This window comes from Bacillus sp. FSL R5-0523 (assembly GCF_037975295.1).
GTDB lineage: Bacteria > Bacillota > Bacilli > Bacillales > Bacillaceae > Bacillus > Bacillus subtilis.
On the sequence record NZ_CP150251.1, the window covers coordinates 1,187,378 to 1,201,861 of the forward strand.

At 46.7% G+C, this 14,484-nt stretch carries 15 protein-coding genes; 12 read left to right on the top strand and 3 right to left on the bottom strand.

Going from position 1 to position 14,484, the window contains the following annotated elements:
* Positions 1-23: 23 nt before the first annotated feature.
* The 3 genes from NYE53_RS06080 to yitU form a co-directional block, all read right to left on the bottom strand.
* Positions 24-221, bottom strand: a complete 198-nt coding sequence (locus tag NYE53_RS06080) for a DUF3813 domain-containing protein (RefSeq protein WP_339247768.1) — start codon at positions 219-221, stop codon at positions 24-26.
* Positions 222-374: a hypothetical protein gene (locus NYE53_RS06085; RefSeq protein ID WP_003245103.1), complete on the bottom strand. Its 153-nt coding sequence runs from the start codon at positions 372-374 to the stop codon at positions 222-224.
* A 103-nt stretch (positions 375-477) separates the two neighbouring features.
* Positions 478-1,290 (bottom strand): 5-amino-6-(5-phospho-D-ribitylamino)uracil phosphatase YitU, encoded by an 813-nt coding sequence (yitU, locus tag NYE53_RS06090; RefSeq protein ID WP_014476412.1) that lies wholly within the window; start codon positions 1,288-1,290, stop codon positions 478-480.
* Between the two features lie 120 nt (positions 1,291-1,410).
* On the opposite strand from yitU, the gene NYE53_RS06095 reads away from it, so the two are divergent.
* The 12 genes from NYE53_RS06095 (at position 1,411) to argF (ending at position 14,410) form a co-directional block, all read left to right on the top strand.
* Positions 1,411-2,178 carry a prolyl oligopeptidase family serine peptidase gene (locus NYE53_RS06095; protein WP_339247771.1) on the top strand — a complete coding sequence of 256 codons (768 nt, stop codon included), beginning with the start codon at positions 1,411-1,413 and terminating at the stop codon, positions 2,176-2,178.
* A gap of 63 nt (positions 2,179-2,241) precedes the next feature.
* Positions 2,242-2,550 carry a metal-sulfur cluster assembly factor gene (locus tag NYE53_RS06100; protein ID WP_003224525.1) on the top strand — a complete coding sequence of 103 codons (309 nt, stop codon included), beginning with the start codon at positions 2,242-2,244 and terminating at the stop codon, positions 2,548-2,550.
* A 64-nt stretch (positions 2,551-2,614) separates the two neighbouring features.
* On the top strand, positions 2,615-2,785 hold the full coding sequence (locus NYE53_RS06105; protein ID WP_003232996.1) for a YqaE/Pmp3 family membrane protein: 171 nt from the start codon (positions 2,615-2,617) through the stop codon (positions 2,783-2,785).
* Between the two features lie 61 nt (positions 2,786-2,846).
* The gene (locus tag NYE53_RS06110; RefSeq protein WP_339247773.1) at positions 2,847-4,277 is read left to right on the top strand and encodes an FAD-binding oxidoreductase; all 1,431 of its coding nucleotides are present in this window, start codon (positions 2,847-2,849) and stop codon (positions 4,275-4,277) included.
* Entirely contained in the window at positions 4,277-4,816 is a 540-nt protein-coding gene (locus NYE53_RS06115; RefSeq protein WP_003232993.1) for an MFS transporter, read from the top strand. Before NYE53_RS06110 ends, NYE53_RS06115 begins: the two co-directional genes overlap by 1 nt.
* A 207-nt stretch (positions 4,817-5,023) precedes the next feature.
* Positions 5,024-6,061, top strand: coding sequence for an N-acetyl-gamma-glutamyl-phosphate reductase (gene argC, locus NYE53_RS06120; protein WP_339247776.1), 1,038 nt, complete (start codon positions 5,024-5,026; stop codon positions 6,059-6,061).
* A 19-nt stretch (positions 6,062-6,080) separates the two neighbouring features.
* The gene (gene argJ / locus NYE53_RS06125) at positions 6,081-7,301 is read left to right on the top strand and encodes a bifunctional ornithine acetyltransferase/N-acetylglutamate synthase (RefSeq protein ID WP_339247777.1); all 1,221 of its coding nucleotides are present in this window, start codon (positions 6,081-6,083) and stop codon (positions 7,299-7,301) included.
* A 14-nt stretch (positions 7,302-7,315) separates the two neighbouring features.
* Positions 7,316-8,092, top strand: coding sequence for an acetylglutamate kinase (argB, locus tag NYE53_RS06130; protein WP_014476417.1), 777 nt, complete (start codon positions 7,316-7,318; stop codon positions 8,090-8,092).
* Positions 8,089-9,246: an acetylornithine transaminase gene (locus NYE53_RS06135; RefSeq protein ID WP_213414410.1), complete on the top strand. Its 1,158-nt coding sequence runs from the start codon at positions 8,089-8,091 to the stop codon at positions 9,244-9,246. Before argB ends, NYE53_RS06135 begins: the two co-directional genes overlap by 4 nt.
* A gap of 70 nt (positions 9,247-9,316) precedes the next feature.
* The gene (locus NYE53_RS06140; protein ID WP_032721333.1) at positions 9,317-10,378 is read left to right on the top strand and encodes a carbamoyl phosphate synthase small subunit; all 1,062 of its coding nucleotides are present in this window, start codon (positions 9,317-9,319) and stop codon (positions 10,376-10,378) included.
* Complete coding sequence (locus NYE53_RS06145) at positions 10,371-13,463, top strand: carbamoyl phosphate synthase large subunit (protein WP_339247780.1); 3,093 nt, start codon at positions 10,371-10,373, stop codon at positions 13,461-13,463. The genes NYE53_RS06140 and NYE53_RS06145 overlap by 8 nt, the downstream gene beginning before the upstream one ends.
* The gene (argF, locus tag NYE53_RS06150; RefSeq protein WP_339247783.1) at positions 13,451-14,410 is read left to right on the top strand and encodes an ornithine carbamoyltransferase; all 960 of its coding nucleotides are present in this window, start codon (positions 13,451-13,453) and stop codon (positions 14,408-14,410) included. The genes NYE53_RS06145 and argF overlap by 13 nt, the downstream gene beginning before the upstream one ends.
* The last annotated feature ends 74 nt before the right edge of the window (positions 14,411-14,484 follow it).

Sequence of the window (14,484 nt, forward strand, 5' to 3'; positions counted from 1 at the left end):
TGGCGAGTCGCCATAGCCTTTTTTTATTGCAGTTTGTCCAGCTGATTTTGAAATTGATGCAGCTGTTGACGTTCCGCATCTGTCGAATTGGCATACGCAGAAGATACAGCATTTTTGGCTCTCAGAATCGCTTGCTCCTGATCGCCTTCCTCAAGGCCGTTTGTCACCATGACCGCCTGTTGAACAAATGATTTTGCCTGCTGAAACAGTTCATTTCTCATTTAATATTCATACTGCCTTTCAGCCGAGTCTCGTGCCGCGGCATGCTGGTGAGCTTCTTCTAAAGTAGACCGATATGGAAATCTTGCGGCGTGTAGCCCGATGGAGTCTTTACCCTGCTGAATAAACCTTCTGGATTTGCTTCGTTTACCCATTTTGAGACTGCCCCCTTCCATACTTTGACGAGATGAGTCGTCTTCAATAGTATGGTGGGGTAAAGTAAGGTTTATGAGTGGGAAAAATTAATACGGACCTTCTTTAAAGTGAGAAATATTCTTTCAAAAACCTTGCCACGCCGTCCTCTTCATTTGTGGCCGTAGTTCGGTTGGCAATCTGCTTGACCGCGTCAATTCCATTTCCCATTGCAACGCCGCAGCCTGCAAATTCAAGCATTTCCAAATCGTTATCCTCATCTCCAAAAGCAATGATCCGCTCCCTAGGCACGCCGTAATAATCGCTGATTTTCTGCAGGCCGACCGCTTTATTCATGCCGCTTTTGATAATTTCAATGACATGCCACGGAGCGGCCCATCTTCTATGGTCGATCACCTCGGCATGCACATCCGATAAATATGAGCGTATTGCCGGCACATCCTCTTCCTTTGCATGTATGAGTACGGACGTCACATCTTCACCGAGATTTTCCCGCAAGTCTCCGACCGTTACATTTGTTGTGTTCATGTTAAAGGCATCAATCAGGTGCTCATCATGGTAATGAAAGTATACGTCGTCAATCACTTCAGCAAGCACGTTATGTACGTTGTAGCTCTCGCTGATATCCACGAGCTGTTTGACAACATCAAGCGGCAACGACGTATGATACCGTCCCCAGCTGTCGTCTTGCGGATGATGGACAAATGCTCCGTTAAAATTGACAATTGGCGTTGTCAGCTCCATCTGCTGGTAGTACATGGAACTTGAACGATACGGACGGCCTGTTGAGATGCAGACATAATGCCCGTCATCTTTTAGGCGCTGTATCGTCTGAAGGGTGTTTTCAGATATGGTTTTATCATCCTTTAATAATGTTCCATCTAAATCTAATGCGATTAAATAGGGTTTTGTCTCCATGAAAAGCTCCTTTAACCTTAGATTTTGCTTGTTTTGCCTTACTTACAGTGTAGCTTTTTACCATCTTTATTGTCTACATGTTACACTTATGATTATGGTTATCCTAAGGAGGGGCACATTGTGATACAAATTGAGAACCAAACCGTTTCCGGTATTCCGTTTTTACATATTGTAAAGGAAGAGAACAGGCACCGCGCTGTTCCTCTCGTGATCTTTATACATGGTTTTACAAGCGCGAAGGAACACAACCTTCATATTGCTTATCTGCTTGCGGAGAAGGGTTTTAGAGCCGTTCTGCCGGAGGCTTTGCACCATGGGGAACGGGGAGAAGAAATGGCTGTCGAAGAGCTGGCGGGGCATTTTTGGGATATCGTCCTTAACGAGATTGAAGAGATCGGCGTACTTAAAAACCATTTTGAAAAAGAGGGCCTGATAGACGGCGGCCGCATCGGTCTCGCAGGCACGTCAATGGGCGGCATCACAACGCTTGGCGCTTTGACTGCATATGATTGGATAAAAGCCGGCGTCAGCCTGATGGGAAGCCCCAATTACGTGGAGCTGTTTCAGCAGCAGATTGACCATATTCAATCTCAGGGCATTGAAATCGATGTGCCGGAAGAGAAGGTACATCAGCTGATGAAACGTCTCGAATTGCGGGATCTCAGCCTTCAGCCGGAGAAACTGCAACAGCGCCCGCTTTTATTTTGGCACGGTGCAAAAGATAAGGTCGTGCCTTACGCGCCGACCCGGACATTTTATGACACGATCAAATCCCATTACAGCGAGCAGCCGGAACGCCTGCAATTTATCGGAGATGAAAACGCTGACCATAAAGTCCCGCGGGCAGCTGTGTTAAAAACGATTGAATGGTTTGAAACGTACTTATAAAGCACTAAGTTATTAACAAGAGCTGAATTTACGTTATACTGTAGAAAAAAGGAGTGAGGGAACGTGGAAGAAGCATTAAAAGAAAACATCATGGGCGCCTTGGAACAGGTTGTCGATCCTGAGCTTGGCGTTGATATCGTGAATCTTGGCTTGGTATATGACGTTGATATGGATGAAGACGGCTTAACGCACGTGACGATGACACTGACATCAATGGGCTGCCCTTTAGCGCCGATTATCGTTGATGAAGTGAAAAAAGCGTTAGCGGACATTCCGGAAGTAAAAGAGACGGAGGTTCACATTGTGTGGAATCCGCCATGGACAAGAGATAAAATGTCCAGATACGCAAAAATTGCGCTTGGCATTCAATAAAACAAAAGAGGACAGCCTGACATATGAGGCTGTCCTTTTTTACAGCTGAAAGGAGTGAAAGGAAATGATGTACCTGCTGGCAGTTTTATGCCCGCCGCTTGCTGTTTTGTTTTCGGGAAAACCGTTTCAGGCCTTGCTGAATCTCATATTGACCTGTATCTTTTGGCTGCCGGGCGCGATTCACGCCTGCTTTATCGTCGCCGACCGCCGTGCCGAAAAACGGGCTAGAAGATAATTTGGAAAAATGAGGACGCAGTCATGGTATAATGGTCATAAAAAACAGCAGGGAGAGCACTATGAAAAAGAAATTGCTTGCATTCGCGCTTTGTACTGGCGCGTATGCGGCCCTGTTTGCGTACTCTGTGAACCCAGAGCAAAAAACAGACACAAGCGAGATGACGGATGTCAGCCGCCTGATGCCTGTAAAAATAAAGCAGACAGTGAAAGGGCAGGAAGAGGAAACGCTCATTGACACAGTCAAAGAGGCAAATCGAAAAAACATAAAAATTTCAATCGCTGGGGCCCAGCACTCCATGGGCGGCCATACATATTATGAGGACGGCATCGTTCTCGACATGACGGGCTACAACAAAATCCTGTCACTCGATCAAGAGATGAAAACCATCAGGGTGCAAAGCGGTGCAACGTGGAATGATATCCAGAAATACGTGAATCCATACGGACTCGCGGTAAAAGTCATGCAGTCACAAAACATTTTTACAATCGGCGGATCTCTCAGCGCAAATGCACACGGGCGTGATATTCGCTACGGCTCGCTGATTGATACAGTTAAATCATTCCGGCTTTTAAAAGCTGACGGGACGATTATCACTGTCACTCCAAAAGATGATTTGTTTACGGCGGCCATCGGAGGGTACGGCCTTTTTGGCGTGATTCTTGATGTAACGCTTGAACTGACAGATGATGAGCTGTATGTCATGAAGACAGAAAAAATGAATTACAGCAAATACGCAGACTATTTTTCAAAGCATGTAAAAGGAAATCCAGATGTCCGAATGCATCTGGCGCGAATTTCAACAGCGAAAAAAGGATTTCTGAAAGACATGTATGTCACAAATTACGTATTGGCTGATCACCAGGATCAGCTGCCATCATACAGCGATCTCAAAGAAGATGAGTATACGGGAGCCACAAAGTTTGCACTCGGTTTGTCAAGACGGTATGAATGGGGCAGGAATTGGCTGTGGGACACACAGCAATCCTATTTCCTGAGCCAAAACGGCACAGAGATTTCACGCAATAACGTCATGCGGTCCGAATCTAAGTTTCTTGAGTATGAAAACAATGACAACACAGATGTTTTGCAAGAATACTTTGTGCCCGTAAAGGAGTATGGGTCCTATATTGATGACCTGAGACAAACGCTGTCGGACGAAGATCTGAACCTGCTGAACATTACGATCCGCTACGTGCAGAAAAATGAAAAGGCCGACCTTTCCTATGCGAAGGACGATATGTTTTCGCTCGTGCTATTAATAAACGAGGGCTTTTCAAAAGAAGACCAGGCAGATACTGCCCGAATCATCAGGCGCATGACAGACGTTGCCATCAAGCACGGCGGCAGCTATTATCTGCCTTATATGACCTACCAGACAAAAGCGCAAATGAGGCAGGCATATCCGAAAAGTGAAGCGTTTTTTCAGAAAAAACGAACCTATGACCCGGATGAGCGCTTTATGAATTACTTTTATCAGAGGTATAAATAATGGGGAAAAACAAATTAAAATGGCTGACATTATCACAAAGCAGCGTGTTTTTCGCAAGCAGTTTAATCTTTCCGTTTTATATTCTGTTTGTGAAAAATATCGGCTCAAGCTACACACAGTTCGGTTTTTCCTACGGATTGTTCGGGTTGAGCGGAGCGCTCATTTACCCGCTCCTCGGACGGCTGTCTGAAAGGTTTGACAGCCGTTATTTTCTGCTTCTGAACTCGTGGGGGATGGCAGTTCTGCTTTTATATGTCCCGCATATCGGAAGCGTCGTTCAAGTGTATATCGTCCAAGTGCTGTTAGGGCTCTTTGGAGCGATGCAAAAGCATGGAGAAAAAGTGCTGATCGCTAATTTTACAGACAGCGGAGAGCGTGGAAAGAAGATTGGGAATTATCATTTTTGGACAGCTGTCTTTTCAGCAGCAGCCATTATGCTCGGGGGTTTTCTCGCTGACTTTTTTACAGTGCAAATGATTTTTTATGCAAGCTCTATTCTATATTTTTTGAGTGGGTTGATGATGATGAAAACAGGCTGACGCGGTCAGCCTGTTTTTTTTTATGCGGCTGAAAAGCGGCGACACATCAACGTTTTTGTGCTGGAGTCGTGCTGATTTTTTTGAGCGGAATTTCCATTGAACAGAAAATTTATAAATGAATAAAAATATTAAATATACGATTGAATTAATTTTTATTCATGTTATAATGTTAAATAATTTCACAAAGACCAAGAGGGTGAACTTGTTTTGAAAATAGGAATTGTAGGTGCTACAGGATATGGAGGCACCGAACTTGTCAGGATTCTTTCGCATCATCCTCATGCAGAGGAATGCATACTTTATTCATCCAGCGGAGAAGGGAATGTCTATAGCGAGGGTTATCCTCATCTTACCGGCTTAGCGGATCAGAAGCTGAAGCCGATTGATATGAATACGATCAAACACGAAATAGATATCATGTTTCTCGCTGCGCCGCCCGGAGTCTCAAGTGAATTGACTCCAAAGCTGGCAGATGCGGGAATTCCGGTCATTGATCTGTCAGGTGATCTGAGGTTACAAGAACCGGCTGAATATGAAAAATGGTATAAACGGACAGCGGCACCGAAGGCGGTGATTCAAGAGGCGGTATACGGTCTGGCAGAACTGAATCAACAGCAAATTCAACAGGCGAAACTCATTGCCAATCCAGGCTGTTTTCCAACAGCTGTTTTGCTTGGCCTCGCGCCATTGGCTCAAAAGAAACTGCTCGATGAATCTTTTGTTATCGTTGACGCGAAGACGGGTGTTTCCGGAGCGGGAAGAAAAGCATCCATGGGAACCCATTTTTCTGAGCTGAACGACAATTTTAAAATTTATAAAGTCAATGAACATCAGCATACGCCGGAAATTGAGCAGGCGCTGAATGAATGGCAGCCAGGTCTCGGGCCCATTACATTTTCGGCTCACTTGGTTCCGATGACAAGGGGCATCATGGCGACGATGTATACCAGATTAACCTGTGATCTATCCGCAGATGACCTGCATGATTTATATTCGGAATTTTACCAAGATTCATATTTTGTGAGAGTGAGGCCAAAAGGTCAGTACCCGCAAACGAAAGAAGTGTACGGCAGCAATTTCTGTGATATCGCCGTGACCCTCGATGAGAGAACGAACAGAGTCACGATCGTCTCGGTAATCGATAATTTAATGAAGGGTGCCGCCGGTCAGGCAGTGCAAAACTTTAATTTGATGAATGGCTGGAATGAAGAAACTGGACTCACCATCACGCCAATTTATCCATAGAACGGGAGAGAATCGAACCATGATTCAGTTAAGTGAAGATCAAATTGTAAAAGTAACAGGTGATGTATCCTCGCCAAAAGGGTTTCAGGCAAAGGGTGTGCATTGCGGGCTGCGTTACTCGAAAAAAGACCTCGGCGTCATTATCAGCGAGACACCGGCCGTGAGTGCAGCGGTTTATACCCAAAGCCACTTTCAGGCTGCTCCGATCAAAGTGACACAAGACAGCTTAAAGCACGGGCCGACACTGAAAGCCGTCATCGTCAACAGCGCCATTGCCAACGCCTGCACGGGAGAACAGGGCTTAAAGGACGCATACACAATGCGGGAGAGCTTTGCTTCACAGCTTGGCATTGAGCCGGAGCTTGTCGCTGTTTCATCAACGGGTGTCATCGGCGAGCATTTAGACATGGAAAAAATCCACGCGGGGATCGAGCTGCTGAAAGAAACACCTGCGGGATCAGGCGATTTTGAGGAAGCGATTTTAACAACTGATACGGTGATCAAGCAGACGTGCTATGAACTGGCAATCGGCGGCAAAGCAGTCACGATCGGCGGAGCGGCCAAAGGCTCGGGGATGATACACCCGAACATGGCCACGATGCTGGGATTTGTGACAACTGACGCGGCAATTGAAGAAAAAGCGCTGCAAAAGGCGCTTCGGGAAATCACTGACGTTTCATTTAACCAAATCACAGTTGACGGAGAAACATCCACGAACGACATGGTATTAGTTATGGCGAATGGCTGCGCCGAAAACGAGTGCCTGACAGAAGACCATCCAGACTGGCCGGTCTTTAAAAAAGCGCTCATGCTCACTTGTGAGGATCTGGCTAAAGAGATTGCCAGAGACGGAGAAGGCGCGACAAAACTAATTGAAGCCCAAGTACAGGGAGCGAAAAATAATCTTGATGCAAACGTCATTGCCAAAAAGATTGTCGGATCAAATCTTGTAAAAACGGCAGTATACGGAACAGATGCCAACTGGGGGCGGATCATCGGAGCCATCGGACACTCCGCAGCACAGGTGACGGCAGAAGAAGTAGAGGTTTATCTTGGCGGCCAATGCCTGTTTAAGAATAACGAACCTCAGCCATTCTCTGAATCTCTCGCCAAGGAATACCTTGAAGGAGATGAAATCACCATTGTCATCAAGATGGATGAAGGGGACGGAAACGGGAGAGCGTGGGGCTGTGACCTGACCTATGACTATATCAAAATTAACGCGAGCTATCGCACGTAATAAAGGGGAGCGAAATGAAGAAAACAATCGTTTTTAAATGCGGGGGAAGCGTCATCCGTGAGCTGTCGGAGGAATTTTTTCAAAATCTGAAAGAGCTGATGGCGTCAGGCTGGAAGCTGGCGATCGTACATGGCGGGGGACCGGAAATCACGAATATGCTGAAACGGTTAAATATCAAGACAGAGTTTTCGGGCGGACAGAGGAAAACAACGAAGCCGGTGCTGGAAGTGGCGGAAATGGTTTTATCCGGTTCTGTCAATAAATTTTTCGTTGCTGAGCTTGCCAAACACGGACTGCGAGCCGCAGGCATTTCTGGTAAGGATGGCGGTCTTTTGGAGGCTGATTATCTAGATCCGGAAACATACGGAGAAGTGGGAGAAATCAAAAAAGTCGATGCGTCCATGGTGAACGCGCTGATGGAAAATGGCATCATCCCCGTTATTGCGCCGCTGTCTATGACAAGCGACTGCAAAACGCTGAATGTAAATGCTGATCTGGCTGCTTCAGCAGTCGCCGGAGCGCTTGAAGCCGATAAGCTGATGTTCGTTACGGATGTCGATGGAATCATGAAGGAAAAGCAGCGTCTGGACGTCCTGACCCCTAAGGAGATTCAGATGCTGATCAAGCAGGAAGTGATCACAGGAGGGATGATCCCGAAGGTCAATTCAGCCTTGTCAGCTTTATCAGATCAGGTGTCTGAAGTCATGATCGTAAACGGAAAAGGATCATTCTTCGCAGAACAAACCTTTCAAGGGACAAAAATCGTCAAAGCAAAGGAGGCTGTTTCATGAGCAGCTTGTTTCAAACCTACGGCCGTTGGGATATTGACATCAAAAAAGCAAAGGGAACGTACGTTGAGGATCAAAACGGCAAAACGTACCTCGATTTCATTCAGGGGATTGCGGTATCAAATCTAGGACACTGCCATGAAGCGGTGACAGAGGCAGTCAAAAAACAGCTTGACAGCGTATGGCACGTATCCAACCTGTTTCAAAACAGTCTCCAAGAGCAAGCGGCGCAGAAGCTGGCAGCGCATAGTGCGGGAGATCTTGTCTTTTTCTGCAACAGCGGCGCGGAGGCGAATGAAGGTGCGATAAAGCTTGCCAGAAAAGCAACTGGAAAAACAAAAATCATCACTTTTCTTCAGTCGTTCCATGGCCGCACGTATGCAGGGATGGCTGCGACCGGACAGGATAAAATCAAAACAGGCTTCGGCCCGATGCTTGAAGGCTTTCACTACCTGCCATACAATGATCCTTCTGCTTTTAAAGCTCTTGGGGAGGAAGGCGATATTGCCGCGGTGATGCTTGAAACAGTGCAGGGAGAAGGAGGAGTCAATCCGGCGAGCGCTGAATTTTTATCAGCCGTACAGTCGTTTTGCAAGGAAAAGCAAGCCCTTCTCATCATTGATGAAATCCAGACCGGCATCGGACGGACGGGAAAAGGCTTCGCATATGAGCACTTCGGACTCTCACCGGATATCATCACAGTCGCCAAAGGATTGGGAAACGGCTTTCCGGTCGGCGCTGTCATCGGAAAGAAACAGCTTGGAGAAGCGTTTACCCCTGGTTCTCACGGAACGACTTTCGGAGGAAACATGCTGGCGATGGCTGCTGTGAATGCCACATTGCAAATTGTATTCCAGCCTGACTTTTTGCAAGAGGCTGCTGACAAAGGGGCGTTTTTAAAAGAACAGCTTGAGGCGGAGCTAAAGAGCCCTTTTGTTAAACAAATCCGAGGTAAAGGATTAATGCTTGGAATTGAGTGTGATGGCCCGGTTGCTGACATTATTGCTGAATTGCAGACATTAGGCTTGCTTGTATTGCCGGCCGGCCCGAACGTGATTCGGCTGCTGCCGCCGCTCACCGTGACTAAGGATGAAATAGCAGAAGCCGTCAGCAAGCTGAAACAGGCAATCGCTCATCATTCCGCTGTAAACCAGTGATTTTTTTTCGATATAAAGGCATAAAAATTCATTTTTATAATTAATTATTCATCAAGAGGTGGGCTGTTAGATGGAAGGTTATTTAGTGTTAGAAGATGGGACATCGTTCAGCGGCGAGCTGGACGGTCATGAAAACTGTACGGGAGAAGCTGTTTTTTTCACAGGAATGACAGGCTATCAGGAAGTGCTGACAGATCCATCATATAAGGGACAGATTATTGTATTTACCTACCCGCTGATTGGCAATTACGGCATAAATGAAAAGGATTTTGAAAGCAAGAAACCGCAAGTAAAAGCCGCGGTTGTCTATGAGGCGTGTGATCACTTTTCTCATTATGAAGCGGTATACAGCCTCAAGGAGTATTTACAGAAATGGAACATTCCGCTGTTAACCCATGTTGATACGAGGGCTGTCGTGAAGAAAATCCGGGCAAACGGGACGATGGGTGCGACAGTCACAGCCTCTAAAGAAGGAGCTGAGATTGCCCTTCAACCAGAGAATGTGGCAGAGCAGGCTTCCGCCCAGGAAATCAGCACATTTGGCGACGGGAATAAACATATCGCTCTCATTGATTTTGGCTATAAAAAGTCAATCGCATCATCACTTGTCAAACGAGGCTGCAAGGTTACTGTGGTGCCATACCAGCAAATGGAGGCCGTATACAACATCAAACCCGATGGCATTGTGCTATCGAACGGACCTGGAGATCCGAAAGCAATCCAGCCATATTTAGGAAAGATCAAAAGCATCATCAGCCGCTTTCCGACTCTCGGCATTTGTCTCGGACATCAGCTGATCGCGCTCGCGTTTGGAGGGAATACTTTTAAGCTGCCATTCGGGCACAGGGGAGCTAATCATCCGGTCATCGACCGTGAGACGAAACGGGTCTTTATGACAAGCCAAAACCACAGCTATGTGGTTGATGAACAGTCGATTAATGAAGAAGAGCTCACGATCAGGTTTCATCATGTCAATGATACGTCAGTTGAAGGGCTTGCCCATAAAAAACTGCCTGTCATGAGTGTTCAATTCCACCCGGAAGCCCATCCCGGACCTGCGGAAAGCGAATGGATTTTTGATGATTATCTAAAGAATGTGATACCAGCAAGGAGAGAAATCGCGCATGCCTAAAGACACCAGTATTTCAAGCATATTAGTAATCGGCTCAGGCCCGATCATCATCGGGCAGGCGGCAGAATTTGATTATTCAGGCACTCAAGGGTGCATCGCGCTGAAGGAGGAGGGCTACCGGGTCATTCTCGTCAACAGCAATCCGGCGACAATTATGACTGATGAAGCCTTCGCTGATGAAATTTATTTTGAGCCTCTGACAGCAGAAAGCCTGACAGCCATCATTAAGAAAGAACGGCCTGATGGGCTTCTTGCCAATTTAGGCGGTCAGACCGCGTTGAATTTAGCGGTGGAGCTTGAAGAAACGGGTGTTTTAAAAGAGCACGGCGTCAAACTCCTCGGCACATCCGTTGAAACGATACAAAAAGGAGAGGACCGGGAAAAATTCCGTTCATTAATGAATGAATTAAAACAGCCCGTGCCGGAGAGTGAAATTGTTGATAACGAGGCCGATGCCCTCCATTTTGCGGAATCCATCGGTTTTCCTGTTATTATCAGACCGGCTTACACATTAGGCGGAAAGGGCGGAGGAATCGCCCCTGATAAAGAAGCCTTTACAGCTATGATTAAACAGGCGCTATTAGCAAGCCCGATCAATCAATGCCTTGTCGAAAAAAGCATTGCCGGCTTTAAAGAAATTGAATATGAAGTCATGCGTGACAGCAATAACACATGCATTACCGTCTGCAATATGGAAAATATCGATCCGGTCGGCGTGCATACAGGTGACTCTATCGTTGTGGCGCCGTCACAAACATTGACAGACGAAGACTATCAAATGCTGCGGACAGCAAGTCTGACGATCATCTCAGCACTTGATGTTGTAGGCGGCTGCAACATTCAATTCGCGCTTGATCCATTCAGCAAGCAATATTACGTCATTGAAGTGAATCCGCGTGTAAGCCGGTCATCGGCTCTCGCGTCTAAAGCGACCGGTTATCCGATTGCGAAGATGGCCGCGAAACTGGCAGTCGGATACACCCTTGACGAGCTGAAAAATCCGCTCACAGGCTCGACTTACGCAAGCTTTGAACCGGCACTGGACTATGTGATCATCAAATTTCCGCGCTGGCCGTTTGATAAATTCAAAAACGCAGACCGCAAGCTTGGCACAAAAATGAAAGCCACCGGTGAAGTGATGGCGATTGAACGGAATTTAGAAGCGGCGATACAAAAGGCAGCCGCGTCGCTTGAATTAAAAAATATCGGGACACACCTTCCAGAGCTCAGCGGGTTGTCAATTGATACGCTATGGAATTTGGCAATCACTCCGGATGACCGCAGATTTTTCGTTGTCATGGAGCTGTTGAGCCGCAGCGTCTCGATTGATGACATCCATGAAAAAACAAAAATTGATCCGTTTTTCCTTCATACCTTTGACAACATCATCAAATTGGAAAACCGCCTGATGGAAGCAGGGAGCGATCTCACTTTTGAATTATTGAAGAAAGCAAAGGAAAAGGGATTCTCAGACGCAACGATTGCCTCGCTGATCAGCAAAACAGAAGAAGAGGTGCGCGCGCTTCGCAAGGAGATGGGCATTACGCCTTCCTTTAAAATCGTAGATACATGCGCAGCAGAGTTTGATGCGAAAACAAACTATTTTTACTCCACATATTTCGGAGAGACCGATGGAGACATCAGCCGCAAAGAGAAAAAACGCGCGCTCATTATCGGATCAGGCCCGATTCGGATCGGCCAAGGCGTTGAATTTGATTACAGTGCTGTTCACGGTGTGCTGACACTGCAAGAGCTTGGGTTCGAAACCATCATGATTAACAATAACCCGGAAACGGTCAGCACCGATTATGAAATTGCGGACCGCCTGTATTTTGAACCGATGACAACGGAGCATATTGTAAACGTGGCGGAGCAGGAAAATATTGATTTTGCAATTGTGCAATTCGGCGGCCAAACTGCAATCAATGCTGCTGAAGCGCTCGAAAAAGCCGGCATTACTCTTCTTGGCACATCATTTCAAACGCTCGACGTGTTAGAGGATCGGGATCAATTCTATCAGCTTCTTGATGAGCTGGGATTGAAGCACGCAAAAGGAGAAATTGCCTATACAAAAGAAGAAGCCGCTTCAAAAGCGAGTGAGATCGGCTATCCGGTGTTAATCCGCCCATCTTATGTTATCGGCGGAATGGGCATGATCATTGTTGACTCGCAAGCCCAGCTTTCTCAGCTGCTGAATGATGAGGACAGCATGCCATACCCGATTTTGATTGATCAGTATGTGTCTGGAAAGGAAGTCGAAATTGATTTGATTTCCGACGGCGAGGATGTTTTTATCCCGACATATACCGAGCATATTGAACGGGCAGGTGTCCATTCAGGGGACAGCTTTGCCATTCTTCCCGGACCGTCCATCACGAGCGGGCTGCAGCAGGGCATGAAAGATGCGGCACAAAAAATTGCCCGAAAACTTTCATTTAAAGGCATCATGAACATTCAATTTGTGATCGACAATGGAAACATACTCGTTCTTGAAGTGAATCCGAGAGCGAGCCGCACGGTTCCTGTCGTCAGCAAAGTAATGGGCGTTCCGATGATTCCGCTCGCTACACGTCTGCTGGCGGGAGCGTCCTTAAAAGATCTAAATCCGGCAGTTCAAAATCATCATGGAGTTGCCGTGAAGTTCCCTGTTTTTTCTTCTCATGCGATCCAGGATGTGGATGTCAAGCTTGGGCCGGAAATGAAATCAACGGGAGAAGGCATGTGTGTCGCCTATGATGCCAACAGCGCCTTGAAAAAAATCTATACAAGAGTCTGGAGTCAAAAAGGAAGCATTTATTTGCAAAACGTTCCGGAAGATGTGAAGGAGTTAGCAGAAAACGCAGGTTTTACCGTTCATGAAGGGACATTTGCCTCATGGATGGAACAGGAAGGAAAAGCGCTCCACATCAATCTGAGCGGTTCTGAAGAAGCACGCAAAGAACGCTTGGAAGCCATGACGCACGGCATCCCTGTCTTTACAGAAGAAGAAACTGTGCGGGCGTTCTTACAAAGCAGTTCAGGCCATCCGCAACCTGTATCTCTCAAAGACCTCTATAAAAAGGAAGTGGCATCATGCACACAGTGACGCAAACCAGTTTATACGGAAAAGATTTATTAACGTTAAAGGACCTTAGTGAACAGGACATAAACGCCTTGCTCGCAGAAGCCGGTGAGCTGAAACAAAACAAAATTCAGCCTATATTCCATGGCAAAACCTTGGCGATGATTTTTGAAAAATCATCAACGCGGACCCGTGTTTCATTTGAAGCGGGCATGGCACAGTTGGGCGGGAACGCCCTCTTTCTAAGCCAGAAAGATCTGCAGCTGGGGCGCGGTGAGACTGTCGCTGATACGGCAAAAGTGCTGTCAGGCTATGTGGATGCCATCATGATCCGGACCTTTGAACATGAAAAGGTGGAGGAACTTGCCAAAGAAGCTGACATTCCGGTGATCAATGGACTTACCGATAAATACCACCCATGCCAGGCGCTGGCGGATCTCTTGACGATTAAGGAGATAAAAGGGAAGCTTAAAGGCATAAAAGTCGCATACATCGGTGACGGAAATAACGTGGCGCACTCCTTGATGATCGGCTGCGCGAAAATGGGCTGTGATATCTCGATCGCTTCACCAAAGGGATATGAAGTGTTAGATGAAGCAGCTGAAGCGGCAAAGACATATGCACTTCAATCAGGCTCTTCTATCACGCTGACAGATGATCCGATTGAAGCTGTAAAAGACGCGGACGTGATTTATTCTGATGTGTTTACAAGCATGGGGCAGGAAGCGGAAGAGCAAGAACGTCTTGCTGTCTTTGCGCCTTATCAGGTGAATGCGGCGCTGGTCAGCCATGCCAAGCCTGACTATACATTTTTACATTGTCTCCCTGCGCATCGTGAGGAAGAAGTGACTGCGGAGATTATTGACGGGCCGAACTCTGCAGTGTTCCAGCAGGCGGAAAACCGTCTTCATGTGCAAAAAGCACTGCTGAAGGCCATTTTATATAAAGGGGAATCATCAAAAAACTGCTGAGCCAAACTCAGCAGTTTTTTTGATGGCAACATATTCACAGCCGCTTAGGCGCATACTACAGCAAAAAGGAAAAG

Bases quoted from the DNA above. Each gene is read 5' to 3' on its own strand.
- NYE53_RS06080 (WP_339247768.1), bottom strand. From the start codon at position 221: ATGAGAAATGAACTGTTTCAGCAGGCAAAATCATTTGTTCAACAGGCG.
- NYE53_RS06085 (WP_003245103.1), bottom strand. From the start codon at position 374: ATGGGTAAACGAAGCAAATCCAGAAGGTTTATTCAGCAGGGTAAAGAC.
- yitU (WP_014476412.1), bottom strand. From the start codon at position 1,290: ATGGAGACAAAACCCTATTTAATCGCATTAGATTTAGATGGAACATTA.
- NYE53_RS06105 (WP_003232996.1), top strand. From the start codon at position 2,615: ATGATGTACCTGCTGGCAGTTTTATGCCCGCCGCTTGCTGTTTTGTTT.
- NYE53_RS06110 (WP_339247773.1), top strand. From the start codon at position 2,847: ATGAAAAAGAAATTGCTTGCATTCGCGCTTTGTACTGGCGCGTATGCG.
- NYE53_RS06115 (WP_003232993.1), top strand. From the start codon at position 4,277: ATGGGGAAAAACAAATTAAAATGGCTGACATTATCACAAAGCAGCGTG.
- argJ (WP_339247777.1), top strand. From the start codon at position 6,081: ATGATTCAGTTAAGTGAAGATCAAATTGTAAAAGTAACAGGTGATGTA.
- argB (WP_014476417.1), top strand. From the start codon at position 7,316: ATGAAGAAAACAATCGTTTTTAAATGCGGGGGAAGCGTCATCCGTGAG.
- NYE53_RS06135 (WP_213414410.1), top strand. From the start codon at position 8,089: ATGAGCAGCTTGTTTCAAACCTACGGCCGTTGGGATATTGACATCAAA.
- NYE53_RS06140 (WP_032721333.1), top strand. From the start codon at position 9,317: ATGGAAGGTTATTTAGTGTTAGAAGATGGGACATCGTTCAGCGGCGAG.
- NYE53_RS06145 (WP_339247780.1), top strand. From the start codon at position 10,371: ATGCCTAAAGACACCAGTATTTCAAGCATATTAGTAATCGGCTCAGGC.
- argF (WP_339247783.1), top strand. From the start codon at position 13,451: ATGCACACAGTGACGCAAACCAGTTTATACGGAAAAGATTTATTAACG.